24 protein-coding genes are annotated in these 22,330 nt (G+C 63.0%); 11 read left to right on the top strand and 13 right to left on the bottom strand.

From position 1 onward, the window contains the following. Positions 1–63: 63 nt before the first annotated feature. Together BN1137_RS06005 and BN1137_RS06010 are read right to left on the bottom strand one after the other, a co-directional pair. Entirely contained in the window at positions 64–678 is a 615-nt protein-coding gene (locus BN1137_RS06005) for a superoxide dismutase (protein WP_050717712.1), read from the bottom strand. A gap of 21 nt (positions 679–699) precedes the next feature. Continuing rightward, on the bottom strand, positions 700–1,125 hold the full coding sequence (locus tag BN1137_RS06010; RefSeq protein ID WP_050717871.1) for a hypothetical protein: 426 nt from the start codon (positions 1,123–1,125) through the stop codon (positions 700–702). Between the two features lie 279 nt (positions 1,126–1,404). On the opposite strand from BN1137_RS06010, the gene BN1137_RS06015 reads away from it, so the two are divergent. Continuing rightward, positions 1,405–2,316: a lipase family alpha/beta hydrolase gene (locus BN1137_RS06015; RefSeq protein WP_050717713.1), complete on the top strand. Its 912-nt coding sequence runs from the start codon at positions 1,405–1,407 to the stop codon at positions 2,314–2,316. Continuing rightward, positions 2,313–3,065, top strand: coding sequence for a lipase secretion chaperone (locus tag BN1137_RS06020; RefSeq protein ID WP_050717714.1), 753 nt, complete (start codon positions 2,313–2,315; stop codon positions 3,063–3,065). Before BN1137_RS06015 ends, BN1137_RS06020 begins: the two co-directional genes overlap by 4 nt. Before the next feature lie 40 nt (positions 3,066–3,105). Here BN1137_RS06020 and BN1137_RS06025 read toward each other — a convergent pair whose 3' ends face one another. From BN1137_RS06025 to sgrR, 3 genes are all read right to left on the bottom strand, one after another. Then, positions 3,106–3,819: a hypothetical protein gene (locus tag BN1137_RS06025; RefSeq protein ID WP_050717715.1), complete on the bottom strand. Its 714-nt coding sequence runs from the start codon at positions 3,817–3,819 to the stop codon at positions 3,106–3,108. A gap of 31 nt (positions 3,820–3,850) precedes the next feature. Next, positions 3,851–4,246 (bottom strand): acyl-CoA thioesterase, encoded by a 396-nt coding sequence (locus BN1137_RS06030; RefSeq protein ID WP_050717716.1) that lies wholly within the window; start codon positions 4,244–4,246, stop codon positions 3,851–3,853. An 89-nt stretch (positions 4,247–4,335) separates the two neighbouring features. After that, positions 4,336–6,036: an HTH-type transcriptional regulator SgrR gene (sgrR, locus tag BN1137_RS06035; RefSeq protein ID WP_050717717.1), complete on the bottom strand. Its 1,701-nt coding sequence runs from the start codon at positions 6,034–6,036 to the stop codon at positions 4,336–4,338. Between the two features lie 100 nt (positions 6,037–6,136). Here sgrR and BN1137_RS22340 point away from each other — a divergent pair, with 100 nt between their 5' ends. The 3 genes from BN1137_RS22340 to BN1137_RS06045 all read left to right on the top strand — a co-directional run bounded on the left by BN1137_RS22340 (position 6,137) and on the right by BN1137_RS06045 (position 8,439). After that, positions 6,137–6,313, top strand: coding sequence for a hypothetical protein (locus BN1137_RS22340; protein ID WP_157433643.1), 177 nt, complete (start codon positions 6,137–6,139; stop codon positions 6,311–6,313). Between the two features lie 118 nt (positions 6,314–6,431). Then, on the top strand, positions 6,432–7,700 hold the full coding sequence (locus BN1137_RS06040) for an O-acetylhomoserine aminocarboxypropyltransferase/cysteine synthase family protein (protein WP_050717718.1): 1,269 nt from the start codon (positions 6,432–6,434) through the stop codon (positions 7,698–7,700). Between the two features lie 112 nt (positions 7,701–7,812). Next, the gene (locus BN1137_RS06045) at positions 7,813–8,439 is read left to right on the top strand and encodes a glutathione S-transferase family protein (protein WP_050717719.1); all 627 of its coding nucleotides are present in this window, start codon (positions 7,813–7,815) and stop codon (positions 8,437–8,439) included. 101 nt (positions 8,440–8,540) lie between these two features. Here the strand turns inward: BN1137_RS06045 and BN1137_RS06050 are convergent, their stop codons facing one another. Beyond that, the gene (locus BN1137_RS06050; protein ID WP_083443380.1) at positions 8,541–9,716 is read right to left on the bottom strand and encodes an iron-containing alcohol dehydrogenase; all 1,176 of its coding nucleotides are present in this window, start codon (positions 9,714–9,716) and stop codon (positions 8,541–8,543) included. Between the two features lie 220 nt (positions 9,717–9,936). Between BN1137_RS06050 and BN1137_RS06055 the strand changes: the two genes are divergently transcribed. Continuing rightward, positions 9,937–10,518 carry a hypothetical protein gene (locus tag BN1137_RS06055; RefSeq protein ID WP_050717721.1) on the top strand — a complete coding sequence of 194 codons (582 nt, stop codon included), beginning with the start codon at positions 9,937–9,939 and terminating at the stop codon, positions 10,516–10,518. A gap of 168 nt (positions 10,519–10,686) precedes the next feature. On the opposite strand, the gene BN1137_RS06060 is transcribed toward BN1137_RS06055, so the two are convergent. Further along, on the bottom strand, positions 10,687–11,124 hold the full coding sequence (locus BN1137_RS06060; protein WP_050717722.1) for a hypothetical protein: 438 nt from the start codon (positions 11,122–11,124) through the stop codon (positions 10,687–10,689). Positions 11,125–11,535: 411 nt separating this feature from the next. On the opposite strand from BN1137_RS06060, the gene BN1137_RS06065 reads away from it, so the two are divergent. Further along, the gene (locus tag BN1137_RS06065) at positions 11,536–13,008 is read left to right on the top strand and encodes a C69 family dipeptidase (protein WP_050717723.1); all 1,473 of its coding nucleotides are present in this window, start codon (positions 11,536–11,538) and stop codon (positions 13,006–13,008) included. Between the two features lie 69 nt (positions 13,009–13,077). Here BN1137_RS06065 and BN1137_RS06070 read toward each other — a convergent pair whose 3' ends face one another. The 3 genes from BN1137_RS06070 to BN1137_RS06080 are packed head-to-tail and all read right to left on the bottom strand — an operon-like array spanning position 13,078 to position 14,618. Continuing rightward, complete coding sequence (locus BN1137_RS06070; protein ID WP_050717724.1) at positions 13,078–13,824, bottom strand: SDR family oxidoreductase; 747 nt, start codon at positions 13,822–13,824, stop codon at positions 13,078–13,080. Between the two features lie 44 nt (positions 13,825–13,868). Next, positions 13,869–14,114, bottom strand: a complete 246-nt coding sequence (locus tag BN1137_RS06075; RefSeq protein ID WP_050717725.1) for a DUF3624 family protein — start codon at positions 14,112–14,114, stop codon at positions 13,869–13,871. A 30-nt stretch (positions 14,115–14,144) separates the two neighbouring features. Further along, positions 14,145–14,618, bottom strand: coding sequence for a GNAT family N-acetyltransferase (locus BN1137_RS06080; RefSeq protein ID WP_050717726.1), 474 nt, complete (start codon positions 14,616–14,618; stop codon positions 14,145–14,147). A gap of 184 nt (positions 14,619–14,802) precedes the next feature. Here BN1137_RS06080 and BN1137_RS06085 point away from each other — a divergent pair, with 184 nt between their 5' ends. Together BN1137_RS06085 and BN1137_RS06090 are read left to right on the top strand one after the other, a co-directional pair. Next, positions 14,803–16,245 carry a RimK family protein gene (locus BN1137_RS06085; RefSeq protein ID WP_050717727.1) on the top strand — a complete coding sequence of 481 codons (1,443 nt, stop codon included), beginning with the start codon at positions 14,803–14,805 and terminating at the stop codon, positions 16,243–16,245. A gap of 23 nt (positions 16,246–16,268) precedes the next feature. Continuing rightward, positions 16,269–16,805 (top strand): MgtC/SapB family protein, encoded by a 537-nt coding sequence (locus tag BN1137_RS06090; protein WP_050717728.1) that lies wholly within the window; start codon positions 16,269–16,271, stop codon positions 16,803–16,805. 59 nt (positions 16,806–16,864) lie between these two features. Here the strand turns inward: BN1137_RS06090 and BN1137_RS06095 are convergent, their stop codons facing one another. Both BN1137_RS06095 and BN1137_RS06100 read right to left on the bottom strand, forming a co-directional pair. After that, positions 16,865–18,481, bottom strand: a complete 1,617-nt coding sequence (locus BN1137_RS06095) for an alpha-amylase family glycosyl hydrolase (RefSeq protein ID WP_050717729.1) — start codon at positions 18,479–18,481, stop codon at positions 16,865–16,867. Between the two features lie 124 nt (positions 18,482–18,605). Continuing rightward, positions 18,606–18,878 (bottom strand): DUF2442 domain-containing protein, encoded by a 273-nt coding sequence (locus tag BN1137_RS06100; RefSeq protein WP_050717730.1) that lies wholly within the window; start codon positions 18,876–18,878, stop codon positions 18,606–18,608. A 261-nt stretch (positions 18,879–19,139) separates the two neighbouring features. Between BN1137_RS06100 and BN1137_RS06105 the strand changes: the two genes are divergently transcribed. Continuing rightward, the gene (locus BN1137_RS06105) at positions 19,140–21,104 is read left to right on the top strand and encodes an LTA synthase family protein (RefSeq protein WP_050717731.1); all 1,965 of its coding nucleotides are present in this window, start codon (positions 19,140–19,142) and stop codon (positions 21,102–21,104) included. Positions 21,105–21,176: 72 nt separating this feature from the next. On the opposite strand, the gene BN1137_RS06110 is transcribed toward BN1137_RS06105, so the two are convergent. After that, on the bottom strand, positions 21,177–21,647 hold the full coding sequence (locus tag BN1137_RS06110) for an Lrp/AsnC family transcriptional regulator (protein WP_025325515.1): 471 nt from the start codon (positions 21,645–21,647) through the stop codon (positions 21,177–21,179). Positions 21,648–21,807: 160 nt separating this feature from the next. On the opposite strand from BN1137_RS06110, the gene BN1137_RS06115 reads away from it, so the two are divergent. Further along, positions 21,808–22,326 (top strand): phosphatase domain-containing putative toxin, encoded by a 519-nt coding sequence (locus BN1137_RS06115; protein WP_050717732.1) that lies wholly within the window; start codon positions 21,808–21,810, stop codon positions 22,324–22,326. Positions 22,327–22,330 lie beyond the last annotated feature (4 nt).

The following is a 22,330-nucleotide window of genomic DNA, read 5'->3' on the forward strand; positions in this document are numbered from 1 at the left end:
GACAGAAACAAGAGACCCGCCTGATGGCGGGTCTCTTGTTTGATGGGTCGAGCAAGGTGGTACTTAGCCCAGCGCCTGCTGGTAGCGACGGGCCACTTCCGGCCAGTTGACCACCTTGTAGAAGGCGGCGATGTAATCGGGGCGCTTGTTCTGGTACTTGAGGTAGTAGGCGTGCTCCCACACGTCCAGCCCCAGGATCGGTACATTACCCTGCATCAGCGGGCTGTCCTGGTTGGCGCTGCTCTCCACCTGCAACTTGCCTTCCTTGTTCACCGTCAACCAGGCCCAGCCACTACCGAAACGGCTCAGCGCCGCCTGGGTGAAGGCCTGCTTGAAGGCATCCAGCCCCCCCAGATCCCGCGCGATCGCCTCGGCCAGCTCGCCAGCGGGTTCGCCACCGCCCTGCGGGCTCATCACCTGCCAGAACAGGCTGTGGTTGGCGTGACCGCCGCCGTGGTTGCGCACCGCCCCCTGCACCTTGGCGGGCAGGCTGTCGAAGCTGAGCAGCAGCTCATCCACCGGCAGGGCCGCAAATTCGGGGGCTCCTTCCAGTGCGACGTTGAGGTTGGTGATGTAGGTCTGATGATGACGGCTGTGATGGATCTCCATGGTCAGCGCGTCGATATGGGGTTCCAGTGCATCGTAGGCGTAGGCAAGGGCGGGCAGGGTATGGCTCATGTTCGTCTCTCTTATTGGGGATCAATGCAATCGGGCTGCGGGCTCGGCCTGACACTGGCACTGACCGAGGCAGCGTTGAATGCCATCGTGGGTGCCGTGCTTGCGCACGAAGGCCAGCAGCTCGGTATGGGTGGTGCGGCTGTGGCGCAAGGCGGATGCCCGCAGCGAGGTGGAGCAGGCCGGGGACTGGCTGGTGGCGATCAGGCAATCGTGGATGTGGCACAGCATGTCGGCGGCCCTGTCCGGCAGCGTCATCGCCACCAGCAGATCCGCCAGGTTGTGGTGTGCCACCACCAGCGCCGCCACGGCTTCGTCAGAATCGTGCCAGAAGGAGAACTGCTGGCGGGCCAGCCACAGCGCCTGCTGGTAGTAGTCGAGCGCCTTGGCATGCTCACCGGCATCGAAATGACGATTGCCGCACAGGGTCTGCTGCTTCCAGTGCGCCATGCTGTTGTCCGCGTCGGTGGCACCGACCCATCCCTTCACCCAGGTTCCCGTCATGGCTTTAACACTCAAATGATAATAATTATTATTTAACTTATTTGAGGGGGGGAACACAAGGGATAGTTCAACGGCGGGCTCCTGCCCATATGGGTAGTGTTTTATCGCAATGGCCGGTTTAGTGATCGCATCCACAGATACATTCGAGTGCGGATACCATGCTGACAGTACTGGCATGACGCCGGTGGCTGCTCCTCGGCAGCCTTGCACACAAGGATGATCACAATGAAGAGATGGCTGTTGATGCTGCTGTGCGCGCTGCCCATGCTGACTCAGGCGGCAGGCTATACCCAGACCCGTTACCCCATAGTGCTGGTGCACGGGCTCTTTGGTTTCGACAAGTTGCTCGGGGTCGATTACTTCTACGGCATTCCCCAGGCCCTGACCCGGGACGGCGCCCGCGTCTACGTGGCGCAGGTGTCCGCCACCCAGAGCTCCGAGCTGCGCGGTGAACAGCTGCTCAAGCAGGTGCAGCAGGTGCTCGCCATCACCGGGGCCGAGAAGGTGAACCTCATCGGCCACTCCCACGGCGGCCCCACCATTCGCTACGTGGCCTCGGTCGCCCCCGAGCTGGTCGCCTCCGCCACCAGCGTGGGCGGGGTCAACCAGGGCTCGGAGATAGCGGATCTGGTGCGTGCCAAGGTCAAACCCGGCTCGGTGACGGAACAACTCGCGTTGGCGGCCGCTTCGGCGCTGTCCGGCGTCATTTCGCTGCTCTCCGGTGGCGGCAACCTGCCCCAGGATCCCCTCGCCTCCCTCGAGGCCCTGACCAGCGCCGGTGCCCAGCGCTTCAACCAGCACTACCCGGAAGGGCTGCCCAGCCGCTACTGCGGCGAGGGGCCGCTGCAAGCCACCAACGGCGTCTACTACTTCTCCTGGAGCGGACGCGGCAACATGACCAACATCCTGGATCCGGTGGATCCGGCGCTGGCGCTGACCGGCACCTTCTTCAAGGAGCCCAACGACGGCCTGGTCGGAGTGTGCAGCAGCCACCTCGGCAAGGTGATCGGCACCGGCTATCGGATGAACCACCTGGACGAGGTGAACCAGTCGTTCGGCATCCACCACCTGTTTGAGACAGATCCCGTGACCCTCTATCGCCAGCACGCCAACCGCTTGCAGAGACTGGGGCTATGAAGCGGGGTGTGGTGTTGCTGGGGCTGCTCTGCCCGACCCTGCTGCTGGGGATATTGTGGCTCTGCCCGAGCGCAGAGGCTCCCCTCGAGGTGGCGCCCGAGCAAGGGGCGCTGCGCCACCAGCTGGCCCAGCGCCTCGAGCAGGGCGACAGTGACGAAACGGACGATCTGATGCGCCGTTATCGCGGTTTTTTGACGGCGGAAGGCAGCCTGACGGTACCGACCGATCCCGGGCTCACCAGCCTGCAACGGCTGTTCGATGAGCGTGAGCAACTGCGCCAGCAACGCTTCACCAGCGCCGAGCAGGAGCAGCTGTTTGCCGAGGATCGGCTGATGGAGCAGTGGACCCTGCGCCGCAAGGCGTTGGCAGAGGCGAGCGAGGCTGACAAACAGGGATTGGCCACCGAGCTGGAACTCTGGCTGGCGGAGCAACCCCAGTGGTTCAGGGACGCCGAGGCCAACAGCCAGCTACTAGGGGATCTGCAAAGGCTGGATCCGCTGGCGCCGGCCGAGCGGGATGCCGTGCTGCAGGAGCGAGTGGGGCCGGAGGCGGTGGACAGGTTGCACCAGCTGGATCAGAGCCGACAGGCATTCGATCAGCAGCTGGCGGGCTATCTGGCGGAGCTGACCTCGCTTTCCGTCGGTGACAGGGCCATGCAGCAGCAGGAGATACTGTCGAACTGGTTTCAACCAGAGCAATGGCGAAGAGTCGAGGCACTAACCAGACTAAAACTCGGTGAAATGCCATAAAAAAGGGGCCTCTTGGCCCCTTTTTCCATCTCGTCCCGGCTTATAGCGGCTTGTTGGCCGCGGGCATGGACTGCCAGGTGAGGCGCGTCACCTGGGTGCCCTGCACCTCGCACTTGAGGCAGAGATCCTGCCAGCCCTTGTCCTGGCGCAGGGAGACTTCCCCTTCCAGCCCATTGGCATCCACCTTGATCTTCGTCGGCTCAACCTCAACCTTGTCGCCCTTGGCCAGCGCCATCAGCTTGCCGCTGCACAGCCACTGGGTCAGTTCGGCCCCCTTCAGCTTGACGCCCCCCTTGGCGGCTTTCTGTTCAACCTGGCTCGGCACGAACAGCTGGCTCAGTTCGGCGGCCCGCTTGATGAGCCACTCCTGACGCTGCTGCATGCTCATCTTGCTGACGAACTCGGCCGGCTGGCCCTTCTCATCCAGCCACTGAGTCAGGGTGCCCTTGTCGTCGAAGGCAAATTGGGCGGTAGGCTCCTTCACCCCAAACAGCTGGCCCGCCTTGAAGTAGTACCGGCTCTCCCCCTCCAGCTTGCCCTGCTCGTTCATGATAGGCACGGCGATGATGACGGGCGCACCGTCGATCCAAGCCTTGATATCGACGCCGTCGTGGCTGAATTGCCGGGTATCGAGGGCACTCTCGGCCCCCTTCTCCATCAGATTGAACTGCTCGGTCAGGGTAGCGGCCAGCGAAGGCAGGGAACTGAGTCCCAATCCCAAGCCGAGGCTCAGGGCGATCAGGGTATTGCGCATAAGTGTCCTGTGATGGGCCCGCAGGCCAGGATTAACTCTCTACCAGCCAGACCCGCAGTCCCTCCCGGTGCATCTCGCTCAGGGGACGGGATTGACGGGTCTGGTAGTCAAAATGGATCAGGGTCGTTTCGGCGGTGACGGCCAGCTCGCCGCCCTGCCAGGCCTCCTGCCAGAGCGTGAACGAACTGGTGCCGATACGGCGCACCCCGGTCTTGATCGATACCTGCTGACCATAACGCAGCTCCCGTTTGAACTGCACCGCATAGCCCGCGATGATCAGATGCCAGTCATGCACATCCAGCTCGGGGGAGAAGAGGCGGAACAGGGGATCCCGGGCCGACTCGAACCAGACCGCCGGCACCGTATTGTTGATGTGGCCGAGGGCGTCTGTCTCTTGAAAACGGGGTTGGATCTGCATTTCCAGCATGGATATCGACTCCTTGTCGTGGGACCGCGCACAGGCTAGCGCGGTAATCCTCGCGACTCAAGCACCCCGGCGTGCGGGTGGGAGCGAGCTCAGGTTTCCTCCGCTGCAGCTGCCTGTACGGGTTTTAGCCAGGCGCTGCGAAAATCGAACCAGCCGAGCGCCGTCATGCGCACCCCATGCACGCCAACCCGGCTTTCCAGCTCCAGCCAGTGATGAAACAACGGCACAAACCAGTGTTGCCGCTGCACCTCGGCCAGCAAGGCGCGCGGTCCCGGCTCGGCGCCGCAAGCACGCCACTGCGTCAAGCCCTGCCACAGGCCCGTCTGGCGGCTCCATACCTTCTGTAGCAAGGGCGTGCCCAACAGCCAGGCATAGGGAGCGAAGGCTTGCGCATGTTCGAGGTTGAGGGTGCCGAGCCAGAGATCCACATCCTCATCCTCCCCGCTCACCCAGCGGTCGTAATCTAGGCTGCGCACCTCCAGCGTGATGCCCTGCTCCCCCAGCAGGCTGGCCATGGCACCGGCACATTCATTGAATTCCAGGTGCTGGTTGAAACAGGCAAGCACCAGCCGCACCGGCAGCTGCGCAGGCCCGGGTTGCGGGCTCGGCAGGGGCTCGCGCCAGTGCGGCAACAGGCCGAGGGCGCTGGTCCAGCCCCGTTGCAACTCGGGGGCGACCCGCGCCATCAGGGCGATGGGGTTGAGCAGGGTCGCCAGCCAGTGGCGCAGAGCCGGATCCTGCAAGGCTTCGGCCCTGTCGTCCTGCAGCAGGAAATAGCAGCCGGACTCCAGCTCCGACTCACCGCGCATGGTGCCAAGCTCCGGGCTGTCATGACCGAGCTGCAGGTGGCTCTCCAATCGCTCCGCCAGTTCGGGCAACATCCATATGTCGATCTCGTCGAGCAGGGCGCGCAGGCCGAAGTAGTCGTCAAACGCACTCAGGCACAGGTGCAGGGGATCGTTGGTGATCACCTTGTAGGGGCCGGTGCCCACCGGCTGCAGGGCAAAGCCCGGCTCCCCCTTGAGCTCTCGCGGCAAGATGGCCGCCACCGGCTCGGCCAGCAGGTGGGCCAGCCAGGGATCCGGGCTATCCAGATGCAGATCCAGGGTACGCGGCCAGGGGCTCTCGATCTCGCTGAGATGGGCAAACAGCGGGCGCTCGCGCAAGCCAAGCAGGCTCTCGATCACATCCTCCATCCCCAGCTCGCGGCCGTGGTGGAAACGCACCGCCGGTCGCAGGTAAAAGCGCCAATGGCAGGGGCCGAGCCGCTCCCAGTGATGAGCCAGATCTCCCTCTATTTCCCCATTTTCCTCATTTCGCCGGGTCAAACCGTTGAAGATCTGGCGGCTCAGGTGTACCTCGGAGCGCCGCAGCGGATCGGTGGGCAGCAAGCGGGGCAACGGCCGGTAGTAGGGCACCCGCAGGATCTGGCGCCCCTCCCTGGTAGCCTGGCCGAGCTGCTCGATGAGCAAGGGGGTGAGCAGATCCAACCTGTCTTCCGCCAGCCGTACCGCCTGGGCCAGCAGGCCCTGACTCAGCAGATCCCGCAGTCGGCGCCGGATCAGGTTCTCCTGGCTGTCGAGCAATACCAGCCGGGAGCGGCGACCCCGCCCCGCCTCGGCCGACCAGCTGAGCCAGCCTTGTGCCTGCATGCGCTTGAGCAGGAGGCGAGCGTTGCGCGGAGTGCAGCACAGCAGATCCGCGACCTCGGCGAGGCTTAGCTCCCGCTCGTCGCTGCCGAGCTGATGGGCGAGCCGTTGAAATTGCTGGTAGAGGCGACTGCTGGGCATAAAAGAGGAAATCCTTGGCAATGAAGTCGTCAGTTTTTACTTCCTCATTTTAGCTCAATACTGTTGGCGAACGTGAGAACCACCGCACAGGAGCACCATCATGAGCCAGCAAACCTTGCCCAAACCGAACCGGATCCAGCAAACCCTGCGCCGCTATTTCAAGCGGATCCTGCCCCAGCCGCTGTCACTGGTGGAGGATCCCATGGCTCAGCTCAATCGCCTGATGCAATGGGACATGACCCAGATAGACGACAGGGAGTACCGCCGCCGCCTGTAGCGAAGGAGTGCAATAGCTATACCGGATCTGCTTGTTTACTTCGGACGAGGGCCTGTTAGATTGGACGTCTATCCATCTATAACAACGGCAACGAGCAACATCCAACAAGGAGTGTGTGATGAAAGATGCGACCCTGGCCCTGCACCACGGCTTTTCCAGCGACCCCACCACCAAGGCGGTGGCCGTGCCCATCTACCAGACGGTGGCCTACGAGTTCGACAGCGCCCAGCACGGGGCGGACTTGTTCAACCTGGCGGTGCCCGGCAACATCTACACCCGCATCATGAACCCCACCAACGACGTGCTGGAGCAGCGACTGGCCGCGCTGGAGGGTGGGATCGCCGGACTGGTGGTGTCGGCGGGCTCTGCCGCCATCACCTACGCCATCCAGGCGCTGACCGCCGCCGATGACAACATCGTCTCGACGCCCCAGCTCTACGGCGGCACCTACACCCTGTTTGCCCACATGCTGCCGAGCTTCGGGGTCGAGGTGCGCTTCGCCAAGGATGACAGCGCCGAGGCCATCGCCGCCCTCATCGACGACAAGACCAAGGCGGTCTACTGCGAGAGCATCGGCAACCCGGCGGGCAACATCGTCGATATCAAGGCGTTCGCCGAGGTGGCCCACGCCCGTGGCGTGCCGCTCATCGTCGACAACACTGTGGCCACCCCTGTGCTGTGCAAACCCATCGAACACGGTGCCGACATCGTCGTGCACAGCCTCACTAAGTACGTGGGCGGTCACGGCAACTCGCTGGGCGGTGTGGTGGTCGATTCCGGCAAGTTCCCCTGGGCGGATCATGCAGAGCGCTTCCCCCAGCTCACCCAGCCCGAGCCTTCCTATCACGGGGTGGTCTACACCGATGCCTTTGGTCCGGCAGCCTTTATCGGCCGGGTACGGACAGTGCCGCTGCGCAATACCGGCGCGGCGCTGGCCCCCATGAATGCCTTCCTGCTGCTGCAGGGGCTGGAGACCCTGAGCCTGCGCATGGAGCGCCACGTGGATAACGCCCTGCGGGTCGCCCATCACCTCAAGCGCCACCCCAAGGTAGAATGGGTCAGCTATGCCGGCCTGCCCGACCACCCTCACTATCCGCTGGCAGAGCAGTACATGGGCGGCCGCCCCTCGGCCATCCTCTCGTTTGGCTTGAAGGAGGGGTACGAGGCCGGGGTGCGCTTCTACGATGCGCTCAAGATCTTCAAGCGGCTGGTCAACATCGGCGACGCCAAGTCCCTTGCCTGCCACCCCGCCTCCACCACCCACCGCCAGCTGAGCGAGACCGAGCAGGCCAGGGCCGGGGTCAAACCGGAGATGATCCGCCTCTCGGTGGGCATCGAGGCCATCGAAGACATACTGGCGGATCTGGATCAGGCGCTGGAGGCCTGAGTCGGTAAAAATGCGGGCACTGACATAGTGCCCGCTCTCTATTTGCCAGGCGGGTGAACCAGTTGCCTGCCCGATACGTATGACAGCCTCTTGCCACCGAATCGAGGTTCCCATGATAGTCCTGCACCACCTGAACAAGTCCCGCTCCCAACGCATCATCTGGCTGCTCGAAGAGCTGGGGCTGCCCTACGAGATCAAGGCCTACCAGCGCGACACCGCGACTTTTCTGGCGCCGCCCGAGCTCAAGGCCATTCATCCCCTCGGCAAGTCACCGGTCATCGAGTTCGAGGGGCGGGTGCTGGCAGAATCCGGTGCCATCACCGAGTACCTGATCGCCCGCCACGGCGCCGATCGGCTGGCGCCGGCCCAGGATGACCCCGAGTACGCCGAGTACCTGCAGTGGCTGCACTTCGCCGAGAGCTCCGGCATCTTGCCGCTGCTGCTCGACATGTTCGTGCGCAAAGACGGCAGCCCGATGCGCTTCCTGCCGGGCTATGCCAAGGCGGAGTGCGCCAAGGTGCTTGGCTATCTAAATGCGGTCTTGAGCACTCGCCACTACCTGGTGGGGGAGCGCCTCTCCGGCGCCGACATCATGAACTCCTTCCTGGTGGATCTGCTGGCCCAGAGCGGTCAGCTGACCCAGTTCCCGCATCTGCAGGCCTACTGGCAGCGACTCAACACCCATCCGGCCAGGCAGAAGGCAGCGGCGCTGGAGCGCGAGCTGGATCTGGGCGCCTGATCCCCTGCCCGGTACGCCTAACCCCGCAATGCAAAACGCCCCGATCATCGGGGCGTTTTCTGTTTGGCTTCATTTAGCCTGGAGCAGCTGGATCCTGGGGATCAACGGGCGTGTGAAAGGATCCGCGCCACCTTGTCCGGATCGATGTCCTGCTGCTCTCCCAGCGCGGTCAGGCCGAAGCGCTTGAGGTTGGAGCAGATCGCCGGGATACAGCGCTCGTCGAGGCCATAGTCGGCGAGACTGGTACCCACCCCCATCTGTTGGAAGAACTGCTCGGTGCGAATGATCGCCTCCTCGATGCGCAGCGCCTTGTCCTCACGGCTGGAGTGCCAGACCCGCTCGGCAAATTGAGCCAGCTTCTCCTGCTTCTGGGAGGCTTGCTCCCGCAGCAAGGAGGGCAGCACCACCGCCAGGCTCTGGGCATGATCCAGCCCGTGCAGGGCGGTGAGCTGATGGCCGATGGCATGGGTCGACCAGTCCTGCGGCACGCCACGACCGATGAGACCGTTGAGCGCCAGGCTGGCGGCCCACATCAGGTTGGCACGCACCTGATAGTTGGTGGGATCGCTCAGCGCCTTGGGGCCGTTGTCCACCAGCACCTGCAGCAAGCCCTCCGCCAGCCGGTCCTGCACCTCGCCCCCCACCGGGAAGGTGAGGTACTGCTCGGTGATGTGGACGAAGGCATCCACCACGCCGTTGCCGATTTGGCGCGTCGGCAGGCTGTAGGTGGTGGTGGGATCCAGCACCGCAAACTGCGGCAGCACCAGCGGGCTCATGAAGGAGAGCTTGGCATCTCCCCGGCTCACCACGGCGGCGGGATTGCTCTCCGAACCCGTGGCGGGCAGGGTCAGCACGCAGCCCAGTGGCAGCGCCGCCTTGACCGGTGCCTTGTCCAACAGTATCTCCCAGGGATCTTCTCCCTCGAAGCAGGCGGCAGCAGCCACGAACTTGGTGCCATCCACCACAGAGCCACCCCCGACCGCCAGCAGGAAGTCGATGCGCTCGCGCTTCACCAGCTCGACCGCCTCCATCAGCTGGCTGTACTGGGGATTGGCACCGATACCGGGAAACTCCTGCCAGTCTATCCCCGCCAGCGCCGCGGTCAGCTGCCCATAGACGCCATTTTGCTTGATGCTGCCACCGCCATAGAGCACCAGCAGGCGACTGCCGCTCGGTATCAGCTCGGACAGGCTGGCTATCTGGCCCTCCCCGAAACAGATGCTGGTAGGATTGGCATATTGGAAGTTGTACACGGCAGAGCCCTCGGTTGAATGCATGCAGGGGGATTGTGCGCCCGTGCTCGCAAGAGGTCAAAAACGGGAGCGGGCTACCAAAATGGGGATGATGGCATTTCTAGCATGGGTACTCAGGTGCGACTTTGCTATGGTGTTAGCGGGATGAGGTGAGGTAGAGCCTCCCCATCGTCATGGCGCCACCGCCGTATCGCCATCAGGGCGCCTCTCAGGGGTCCCGTTTCCTAGCCATAAGGTCTCAATCATGAAACTGAAACACGCATGGATTGCCGGTTTGTTCACTCTTTCCGCCACTCTGGTACAGGCTGCCGAAGTCACCACCAACGTGGCCATGGCGCCCGGTCAGGCCAGCCTCGCGGAGGAGGTGACTGCCAAGGCCACCGTCACCGCCATCGACCAGACGACCCGCAAGGTCAGCCTGAAGAATGCCGAAGGCCAGAGCTTCGATCTGGTCGCCGGTGACGAGGTGACCAATCTGAAGAACGTCAAGGTGGGTGACGAGGTTGCGCTCAGATACCTGCAACTGCTGGATCTGGAGCTGCTCAAGGGCACCGCCGGCGTGAGAAAACGTGTAGTGGAAGTCGAGGGGAGCAAGGCCGCCGCCGGTCAGCAACCGGGCGCCGGGGCTGGCATGCAGGTCACCATCTATGCCGATGTCATCGATATCGACAAGGCGCACCAGACCATCAAGGTCAAGGGCGTGGACAAGACCCTCACCGTCAAGGTCAATGACCCGGCCCAGTTCGCCCTGATCGCCAAGGGGGATCAGATCAAGGCGGTCCAGACCACCGCCGTCGGCATCGGGATTGAGCCGCAGAAGCAATAACGGCTCCTCTACTCTTTCATCATGTATCCCACAGGGAGCGGCCTCGGTCCTCCCTGCTGTTTATCACTAAATGTGTCACTGAATGTGTCACTGACCCGCCATCATCGGGCCTGCATCAGGCAAGCGCTTGCCCCTGGGGGCGACAGATGGCCATTTGAATCATTATCCCTAGGCGCTCTTCTGCTCGCTGCTCTGCTTGCCGGTCAGGCGATCCATGGCCGCCTTGAGCATGGCATCGCGCTGCTCGGTCAGTGCCTTGCTCTGGGTCTCCCGCTCTTCGGCCGACAGCTGCTTGTTATCGGTAATGCCCTTGAGCTGACGCTCGAGATCGTCAAATTTTTTGCGATCGAAGCCGAGCGCCTTGTCCACCAGCTGTTGCATCCCGCTATTGTTGACGCCTTCGATAAGCGACGGGCTCTTGCTGTTTTTGGCCAGATGTTCATAGGTCAGCGCCTGCTGCGCCTTGCCGGTCAGCACCTGGCTGGAGAGGCTGACCTGCTGCTCCCACCCGCTGCTCTGCTGACTGTCATTGGCGCTGAGGGTGGCCAGGGCACGGTTGTGGGACGCACTCTGGGCGAGTTGCTGGCCATACGATTTGATATCCATGAGGGCTCCAAGCTGCCTGTCGGCCGAGCCGACGTCCGGGGATCTGCTCCCCACCATGACAAGATGGTGAGCAAGTTACAGGCCAACTTGCCCATCAGCTGCAGATGACGCGCCTTTTCCATCATCGATCTGCTGCTGTAACGGGTCATCTCAACAGATGTCACCAAGCCAGCAAGTTTTCCCCATACAAAGATCAATAATGAACAGCAGATCACAAAACAAACAACCACAGAGTCTTACCATGCCAGCGCACAATACAGTCAGGACGCCGTATTGTGGATGAAATGATTTTAATATCAATAATATGCAGACCAATTCACCGGCGTTTCTCGATGGCCGCAAGCGGCCTGTGGCAACGCCCATCTCATCCCTCGCCTGACTCTCACTCACCTCCATGTTTCGGGCAAGCGAATGAAAAAACATACCTTGAGTCTCCTCTCCGCCACCCTGTTAAATCTGATCGGCACCAGCGCCGACGCCTGCACCGGCCTCATCGTCGGCAAGGGTGCCAGCGCCGATGGCAGCGTGATGATCGCCAGAAATGAAGACTATGGCGTCAACAACTGGAACAAGCACCTGGTTTTCCACCCCGCTCAGCAAAACGAGGGCAAGAACTGGAAACTGGGCAATGGCCTGGAGGTGCCCATGCCCAAGGCCTTCCTCGCCTACTCCGCCATTCGTGACTGGGATGCCGCCACCAGCGATCCCGCCGGCAAGTATTACGAGGAGCGCGGCATCAACGAGGCCAACGTCGCCATCTCGGCCACCACCAGCGCCGAGGTCAACGACAAGGCCCAGAAAGCCGATCCGCTGATCGAGACCGGTGTCATCGAGGCCATCATCCCAACCCTGATCCTGCCCCAGGCCAAAAGCGCGAAAGAGGGGGTCGAGCTGCTCGGCCACTACGTGGAGACTCATGGCGCCGGTGAGGGCAACAGCCTCTACCTGGCGGACGTGAACGAGGCCTGGCTGATGGAGATTGGCTCGGGCCACCACTGGGTAGCGGTGCGGGTGCCGGACGACAGCTATGCCATGGTGGCCAACGGCTTACGCATCCACGGCGTGAACCTGGACGCCGCCGATGTGCTGCACTCCCCCAAGCTGCTGGAGTTCGTACGCGAGCACAAGCTGCTGGATAACGCCGACCCGAAAGATTTCAACTTCGCCAAGGCGTTCGGGGTCATCGCCGATCCCTACAACGTGGACAGGGAGTGGCTCGGCCAGCAGCTGCTCAGCGCCTCCCACAAGCAAGCGACCCGCCAGGCCCAATATCCCCTGTTCATGAAGCCGGATGCCCCCATCGCCGTGCCGGACGTCACCAAATTGCTCAGCGCCACCTATCAGGGTACACCGCTCGATGGCAAGGCGGAGCGGCCCATTCGCATCGACCGGCAGCTCGAGTCCCACATCATCCAGCTGCGCAAGGAGATGCCAAAAGAGCTGCAGGGCCTCATCTGGCAGAGCTACGGCGTGCTGGCCGAATCGGTGATGCTGCCCATCTACAACACCCTGGAGTCCTACCCCCTGCCCTATCACAGCGGCAGTGACAACTACTCCGACGACTCCGCTTACTGGCAGTTCCGCAGCCTGACAGCGCTCGCCAACACCAACCCGGACAAGTACCTGCCGCTGCTGCGCGGAGTCTGGGACAAGGAGAGCAAGAAGCTCTACCAGGAAGTGGCGGTGCTGGACAAGACCCTCAAGCAGACCTATGCCAGCGACAAGGCCACGGCGCTGGGGCTGGCGTCGGATTACTCCTACGGCCAGCTTGAGCAGAACTATCAGCTGGCCAAAGAGCTTCGCTACAAACTGATGACGGACCTCACCAAGAGCAGCGAGAAAAAGTATTCGGAGGCGGAATTCAAGAAAATCATGAGCCTGTAGCAGGCCAAAACAGCACAAAAAAGAGGCGCCCAAGGGCGCCTCTTTCTATCTCGGCAAGGAGTCTACCCTTCAGCGACGGCTGATCTGGAGCGGGCCGAAGGTCTGGGCCACCGGCATGATCTCGATGCTGTTGATGTTGACGTGGGCAGGCTGCTGGCTGACCCAGAGCACGGTGCCTGCTATGTCTTCCGGCTGGATCGCCTGCACTCCCTGATAGACGGTGGCGGCCTTGGCGTCGTCACCGTGGAAGCGCACGTTGGAGAACTCGGTACCACCGCACAGGCCCGGCTCCACGTTGGTGACGCGAATGGCGGTGCCCGCCAGATCCGCGCGCAGGTTCAGGCTGAACTGCTTCACGAACGCCTTGGTGGCGCCGTAGACGTTGCCGCCCGGATAGGGGTAGGTGCCGGCGATGGAGCCGATGTTGACCACGTGGCCGCGATTACGTTCGACCATGCCCGGCAACAGCAGGCGGGTGAGCAGGGTCAGGCCGCTGATGTTGGTGGCGATCATCTGCTCCCAATCCTCCAGATCCGCCTTGTGGGCGGGCTCGAGCCCGAGCGCCAGGCCGGCGTTGTTGACCAGCAGATCCACCTCTGACCAAGGGGCGGGCAGGCCCGCGATGGCAGCCTTGGTGGCAGCCTTGTCCTGCACGTCGAACACCAGCGGCAGGAACGCTTCACCGAGTTCCTCGGCCAGGGCAGTCAGCCGCTCGGCGCGCCGGCCGGTGCCGATCACCTTGTAGCCCGAGCTCACCAGCAGGCGGCTGATGGCCTCACCAAAACCGGACGAGGCGCCCGTTACCATTGCAATCATCTGAACCTCCATTGTCTTTTATCTTGTTGATAGCTAAAACGAATTCATTCATGTTCTCGCGCAGGCTCCACGCACCTTCGCCAGAGAAACAGCAACAGGTGCAACCCGAACAAGCCTGAGCCTGCGAGAGCAAACAGCAGGGCGGTGAGGGCATTGATCGAGGCATCGGCCCCCAGCCACCACCAGGCCAGCCAACCGACGCCGCCGATGGCGAAGGTCTGGACGGCGCACACCGGACAGCGGCCCAGCTTGGCCCCAAGGGCGGTGGCCAGGCAGTCATCGCAGCTCATGCAGACTTCTCAGCCGTGAGGCGCCGCAACTCATGTTGCCCCCGGCTCGCTCGGGGCCAGTGGCAGCACCAGCCGGTGCGCGTGCAAGCCTGGCCCATAGTAATCGGCCAGCCTTAGCCGGGAGCGAAATCCCAACTCGTGATAGAGGGTCTGGGCCTCCTGGTTGGCATCGGCAACCTCGAGCCGGATGGCGCCCCAACCAGCCGCCTTGCCCTCGGCAATCACCTGCGCCAGCAGGCGGCGGGCCCAGCCCTGGCGGCGCACCGTCCAGCGGATGGCAAGAGTCTGGATGGTGAGTCGATCCCAGCCCCTGTGTTCCAGCACGCACAGATAGCCCATCAGCTGATCCTTCTCATCCAGCAGCAAGAGGGTGCGCCCCTTGGCCTGGGTGAGCAGATAGTGCCAGCGGCTGCGGCCGAAGGCGACTTCGGGGGGAAAACAGTAGCGTTCCAGTCTAACGATGGCGCCCAAATCATCGATTCGGGCCGCGCGCACGGTCAACACGGGGTTTCCTCGTTCGGTTATTTATCCTCAGCACCAACAATGCGACTTGTATCACAAGTTACCAAGGCAGATATTAGGCACTGTAACCTCTTGTTTCCCCTCGCGCCATTGTCGTGCTTGTCGGTGCATCGAAGCCCACTGGGGATCCTGCCATTGTGGCAGTCCTTTCTGTGGAGCCGAAAATATGAGTACCTATGTCATCGTCGAGGAGCTCGGCGACTGGCCCTGTCATGCCGATTATCTGCTGACCGCCCGCACCTACCTGCAGCATGGCCTGCCCACCACCGGCGGGCGGCCCCGCATCATCAACCTGTGTCGTAGCCTGGAGCACCTGAGCGCCGGCTACTACTGCTCCCTGCTGGCCCAGGCCCGCAGCCATCACTGCCTGCCCGGCTTGCAAGCCATCAGCGTGCTGCAACCCCAGCAGCCGCCCGCCAAGCTGTGGCGCAAACTGCAAGGCTGGCTGACCCGTCAAAGCGAGGACAGGATCCGGGTGCGCGCCATCTTCGGCCAGTGCGAACAGAGCGAACTGGCGGGGCTGGCCCGTTACTACTACGGCCTGAGCCAACTGCCGCTGCAGGAGTTGACCCTCAAACGCGGTCGCCACGGCTGGTCGGTGCGCCAGCAGCAGAGTCTGTCGCCGCTGGAGTTGAGCCCAAGCGAACAGGAGCTGATGCTGCAACACGCCCAGGCGCTGGTCGGGACAGGTGACGAGGAGCAGGCGGCCCCGCTCTATCAGCTCGCCATCCTGGTGGATCCCAACGACGGTCGGGCCAGCAGCGACGAGCTGGCCCTCAGCCGTTTCATCAAGGCTGCCGCCGCCCAGGGGATCCAGGCCGAGTTGCTGCCCCCTTCGGCCATAGAGCGGTTGCCGGAGTTCGACACCCTCTGGCTGCGATCCGAGACCGCGGTCGGTCACTACACCTTCGAATTTGCCCGCCGCGCCGAGCAGCTCAAGATGCCGGTGATCGACAGCTCCCGCGCCATCCTCGCCTGCAGTAACAAGCTCTATCTCTACGAGCTGATGGTGCGCAGCGGCGTGCCCATGCCGCCGACCATGGTGGTGACCCGCCGTGGCCGCCACCACACCGGCGAGCTGGTGCAACGACTCGGCCTGCCGCTGATGGTGAAGGTGCCCGACGGCGCCCAGGGGCGGGATCTCGCCATGGCGAGCGATGAGACCCAGCTCGCCCGCCTGCTGGACGAGGGACTTGGCCGCTCCGCCCTGCTGCTGGTGCAGAGCCGGATCCCCGCCGAATTTGACTGGCGCATCGGCTTTCTCGATGGCTCGCCGCTGTTCGCCTGCCGCCGCTTCCGGCCCGAGCCCGGCAACCGGATCCGCCGCCGCAAGCACCCACTCGACTTGAGCCGTATCGAGGCGCTTCCCCTCAACGAGGTGCCGGAGCGGGTGCTGCAGACCGCCCGCCGCGCCGTGCATCAGCTCGGCAATGGCCTGTTCGGGGTGGACTTGCGCCAGCAGGGACCGAGCTGCGTGCTACTGGAAATCATCGACAATCCCTGGATACGTGGCGATATTGAAGACAGAGAGGCGAAGGATCTCTACGAGCGCCTGGCCAAGGCTTTCCGGCTGCGGCTGGAAAACCGGGGGCAAGGCGTGGCAGGATAACCAGCATCGTCCGTAGGGGACTTATGATAACGACGCAGTGGTGGGACATAGCGCCCCTTGGCTGGGATAACATCCTGGTTTGTCTGATATGTGGCGCCCTGGTGGGGCTGGAGCGGCAGTTGCACGGCAAGCCGGTCGGCATCCGCACCTCTTCCCTCATCGTGCTCGGCACCTACTGCTTTCTCGCCATCGGCGCCGCCGTCAGCTCGGCACCCGCCGATCAGGCGCGGGTACTGGGCCAGCTCATCACCGGCATCGGTTTTCTCGGCGCCGGGGTCATGATGACCCGGGATGGGCATGTGCTGGGGGTCACCTCGGCGTCCACCATCTGGATGCTGGCCGCCCTCGGTGCCCTCATCGGCATGGGGATGCTGCGCCAGGCGCTGTTGCTCACCGGCGTGACCCTGGTGATCCTGGTGGGCGTCCATTATCTGGAAGCCAGCTTCAAGAGCCTGCGCCGTGGCGTACACAACCAGCTGGAACACTGGCGCAACAGCGGTGACCACCCGCCCCAGCATCATCCCCGTCAGGACGAACCGGGCAGCAACATCGAGAAATGAGCCGCGTCGGCGGCAATAAAAAGGGCTCCTTGATGGAGCCCTTTTTGATCCCTTGCCCGTTACTGCAGCAGCAGGAAGCGGCCGCTCAGTGGTGGCAACTCGACCGTCACGCTGCTGCCGCCGATACTCAGGCTTTCGCCGCTCTGCAAGTCCAGCAAGGCGCTGCCACTGCGCAACTTGCCCACCGGCAAGGCATAGCTCTGGGGCGTGCTGGAGACGTTGAGCAGATAGACTATCTGCTCGCTCGCCGTCTGCTTGATGTCGCCGTAGAGGCTGCCGTCCGCCACCAGCTTGACCCGCTCCCCCTGATAGAGCGCGGGGTGCTGGGCGCGCAGGCCCAGCAAGGTGCTCAACCACTGCTTGAGCTCCGCCTGCTCGCTGCTGGGTACGAAGCCGGTCACCCCGGGCACCTTGCCATCGCTGCGGGCCACGTGATCGTCACACAATCCCTGGGCCGCACAGTCGCCGCTCACCGGCTTGGCAAAGCCCGGCACCTCGTCACCAAACTCCTCACCGTAATAAAGGGTGATGGGGCCGGAGCGGGCCGCGAGGAAGCTCAGCGCCGCCTTGTGACGCAGCCAGTAGTCCGCCGGATTGAAGTTGCCACGTTCGAGCAGGTCGCCGAAGCGCACCAGATCGTGGTTGCCCAGCATCAGGTTCGGCATGGCGTGATTGGGGTAGTTTTCCACCTTGTTCCAGCTGGCATCGAGCACGCTGGCGCCCTGCCCGCCCTTGCCGGATTCCTCCACCGCCAGCGCCTGCACTATGCCGTAGCGCAGCGGGAAATCGAACGCCGAGGAGAGCGCCGGTTTGTCGCTCGGGCCATAGGCCTCGGCCCGGATCTCGTCCGCACTCTTCCACACCTCCCCCACCATGTAGCCCAGGGTGCCCCACTGCTGACCCGCCGCCTTGCGCGCCGCGCTTGCCTGCTCGACCTCGGCGCGAATGGCGCGCCAGTCGTCCAGCCCGAGTTGATAGGCCTGATCGAGGCGCCAGCCGTCGATGCCGTACTGCTCGACCCAGTAGCGGGCCACCTCCTTGAAGTAGGCGAGGCTCTGGGGCTGGCTGTAATCCACCAGCTGACCCGGATAGCCGGCGCCACCGTTCTTGAGGGCGGGCAGCCGTCCCGCAGGCGAGGGCTTACTCACCCCCACCTTGTTGACGTGGCCGAACACCCCGTCGAGGAACACATAGAGGCCGCGCTGGTGTGCCGCATCCACCAGTTGCTTGAGCTGGGCATTGCTGCCGAAGTTGGGATCCACGTTGAAGAAGTCGCAGGCGAAGTAGCCGGTGGCATCCAGCTTGTCGTCCCCGCCCTGGCCGGCGCAGGAGTCGAATACCGGGGTGAGCCAGATGGCGTTGACGTTGAGACTCTTGATGTGGTCCAGGCTGTTGATGATCCCCTGCAGGTCGCCGTTGTGTTGGGAGGGGCCGTAGCCGACCCCGTAGTTGGCGGCGCCATCCCCGTCGACGAAGGACTCCACCATCAGCTGATAGGTTCTCAGGTTGCAGGCGGGTTGATCGTCCCCATAACAGGCGCGGCTGCTGGCCACAGGCGGTGGATTGACGATCGGCGGCTCCGTCTCGGTGCTGCTGCCCGAGCCACCACTGCCGCATGCCGACAGTAGCAAGGCGGCCCCGATCAAGCCGCCATAACGCAACATTCCCTGTTTCATTGTTCTCTTCCCGCGGTGGTGTGATCGGCGCAAAGACGCCGCATATGACACCATGATAACTGCCTGTTCGCGCGGGGTGTGTGACTGAAAACGTTATCTGGCTCAGCGAGTTAGCGAGCAATGCTCAGTGTGGATTGCGCGTCTTGAAGGCCTCGCGTTCATCGACGGCCTTGATGAGGTGATAGACCTCCTGCGCCGCCAGCACGCAGCCGCCTGGCCACGCCAGCTGATGGCGACTATTGATGAAGACCCGGGCGAAGTGACGCTCCGAGTCGATGGCGGCGAACAGTGGTTGGTCGCGCCAGGGGGTCAGATCCAGCGCCCCCGTGGTGCCATCGGAGAGCACCACGAACAGGCACCACCCCTGCAGATACTCGACATCGAGAAAGACCGGCATTTTTCGGCTCCGATTGAGAGATTTCGGCGCCATTATAGAAAAGCCCCCTTCCCCGCTTTGCCATCAGGATCACAGTTCTTTCAGTCGTTTATGCCGTCTTTTGGATGGGGGCCAGCCAGTTGCACACGCATATGATAGGCAAATGGACTTTTTTGTTACCCCTTAAGCAACCTTTCCCGAGTCCCATTGTCTTAACCCTGCAACATAAAAAAAGGTACCCCCGGATGGGGACCAAAAAACAGGCTTTTATCAGGAAAAACAATGACAAAAATACGGCATTGGCTGGGTCCATTTTGGCCCATCGCCATTTTTTCAGTGATCGCGCTCGTCACCCTCTCCGCCAGCAGGATTGGCCTTGGACTCTGGCAGCAGGAGCGGGTCGATGCCGCCGCCGGCTGGTCGCAGATGTTACTGCAGGGAGTGCGCGTCGACTTCGCCACCCTCTGCTGGCTGTGGGGGGTCCCCGCCGTGTTTACCATGCTGCTGGCCGGCCCTCATGCCCTGGGGCGAGCCTGGCTTCAGCTCATCAGGGTCTGGTTGACGCTGGGGCTCTGGTTAATGCTGTTCCTGGAGATATCCACTCCCTCCTTCGTCACCGAATACGGGGTGCGCCCCAACCGTCTCTACATCGAATACCTCATCTATCCGAAAGAAGTGCTCGCCATGTTGTGGGCGGGGCGCAAGGGTGAGCTGCTGCTGGCGCTGGTGCTCAGCCTGCTGACGCTCGGTGGCGGCTGGTGGCTCAGTGGCCGTCTGATGCGCGGGCTCAGCTTCCCGCGTTGGTACTTGAGGCCCGCCTTCGCCCTGCTGATCCTGGCCATCGGCTTCCTCGGTGCCCGCTCCAGCCTGGGACACCGGGCCCTCAACCCCGCCATGGTGGCCTTTGCCAGCGATCCGCTGATCAACTCCCTGGTCGTCAACTCCTCCTACTCCCTGTTCTTCGCCATCAAGCAGATGGGGGCAGAGGAGCATGCCAGCGACTTCTATGGGAAGTTGCCCCACGCACGGATCCTGGAGCTGGTCCGCAAGGAGAGCGGCCGCCCCGAACAGGACTTCAACTCGGAGACCCTGCCCAGCCAGACCTTCAACGAGGCCAGCTATACCGGCAAACCGAAGAATCTGGTGATCCTGTTGCAAGAGAGCCTCGGTGCCCAGTTTGTCGGCTCCCTCGGTGGCCTGCCGCTCACTCCCAACATCGATGCGCTGTCGAAGGAGGGTTGGGCGTTCAACCAGCTCTATGCCACCGGCACCCGCTCGGTGCGTGGCATCGAAGCCGTGCTGACCGGTTTCACGCCAACCCCGGCCCAGGCCGTGGTCAAGCTCGGCAAGAGCCAGACCAACTTCTTCACCATCGCGGATTTGCTCAAGCAGCGGGGCTACAGCACCAGCTTCATCTACGGTGGCGAGAGCCACTTCGACAACATGCGCAGCTTCTTCCTCGGCAATGGTTTCAGCCACATCGTCGAGCAGAAGGACTTCGAGAACCCGGTGTTTGAAGGCTCATGGGGCGCCTCCGATGAAGACCTGATGGCCAAGGCAGACGAGACCTTCCGGGCCCTCAGCAAGCAGGGCAAACCCTTCTTCAGCCTGGTATTCAGCTCCAGCAACCACGATCCGTTCGAATTCCCTGACGATCGCATCGCGCTCTATGAGCAGCCCAAGCAGACGCGCAACAACGCCGCCAAGTATGCGGACTACGCCGTCGGCGAGTTCTTCAAGAAGGCCCGCCAGTCGGACTACTGGAAGGATACCCTGTTCCTGGTCATCGCCGATCACGACAGCCGGGTCAGTGGCGCCAACCTGGTGCCCATTCCCCGCTTCCACATTCCCGGCGTCATCGTCGGCGAGGGAATACAGCCTCGCCAGGATCAGCGCATCGTGAGCCAGATAGACATGGCGCCGACCCTGCTCTCCCTGATGGGCATAAGCGCCGACTACCCCATGCTGGGCAAGGATCTGACCCGCATGCCGGACGACTGGCCGGGGCGCGCCATCATGCAGTACGACGAGAACTTCGCCCTGATGCAGGGCAAGGACGTGGTGATACTGCAGCCGGAGCGCCCAGCCGAGGGCTATCAGTATGACGCGGCCAGCCAGCGCCTCACCCCGGCGCAGCAACCCGACGACATGAAGGAAGCTGCGCTGGGACTGGTGCTCTGGGGCAGCCTTGCCTACCAGCAGGGACTCTATCAGACGGCGCCGGACAGCCTCACCGTGCTCAACTGATCAACCGTTCGGACATAAAAAAACCGCCAGCCGGCGGTTTTTTTATTGCTTGCTGCACGCAGCGAAAGGTATTCAGGGATGGGTGAAGCAGGGCAGCGAGCGGCTGAATCTGTGCTCGAACACCAGCGAGGTTTCGAGGTGCACCACCTCTTCCCTTGAGGTGAAGTGATCGAACACGAAGTTGCGCAGGTGCTCGGTATCCGCCACGCAGAGATGCACCAGGAAATCGTCCTTGCCCCCCATGTGGAACAGGCTGATCACCTCGGGCAAGGCCAGGATGGCATCGCGAAAGGCATCGATGATCTGACGGCTGTGACGGGCCAGCTGCAGGGAGACCATGGCCTGGATATGACCGCCCAGCGCCTGATAATCCACCTCGCAGTGGGCCCCCTTGAGCACGCCGTCCTGTTGCAGCTTGCGCACCCGCTCCAGACAGGTGGACGGCGCCACCCCGACCAGGGCCGCCAGATCCTTGTTGGTCATGCCCGCATCGCGAAACAGATGGGCCAGGATGTCCAAATCCAGTTGATCCAGGTTTCTCATCTTTACTCCTTGCATCGCTCAATTTTTTTAGACTCTGCCCGTAAACCGGGCCGAACACAACGCGGATTGACAAGGCAATCACTGTCTCTATGCTTTGCCGCACTCGGCCACAGCGCCAAAAAACTCGTTTGACACCATGTCAGACCCGACAAGGAGCCTCATGCACCCATCCCACCCCTTCTGGAGCCTGGAGGTGCCACGCCTCGACGGCCAGCTCCTGCTCACCCCCTGTCCCGGCACCCAGCAGGTTCCTGCGGCGCACGCCCTCGCCCAGTTGCAACTGGCTGGCGCCCATGGGGTCATCACGCTTATGACAAGCGCCGAGCTGGCCAACTTCGTACTGGATCAGTTTGGCCAGCAGGTTGAAGCCAGGGGCATGGCCTGGTTCCACCTGCCCATCCTGGACGATCAGGCTCCCGATGCCGCCTTCGAGCAGGCCTGGCAACAGGCACAGCCGTCGCTCATCGCGCTACTGCGCGACGGCAAGCAGCTAGCCATCCACTGCAAGGGGGGAAGTGGCCGCACCGGGCTGGTGGCCGCCGCCCTACTGATGACCCTGGGTCAACCGCAGCAGGAGGCCATGGCCGCGGTCCGGGCCCGTCGGCCCAGGGCCTTCAGCCTGGCCAGCCATCGCTACTGGCTCGACGCCCTGGCGCTCAGGCTGGCGCAAGCCGACTGACAGG

The organism is Aeromonas tecta (assembly GCF_000820185.1).
Classification (GTDB): Bacteria; Pseudomonadota; Gammaproteobacteria; order Enterobacterales; family Aeromonadaceae; genus Aeromonas; species Aeromonas tecta.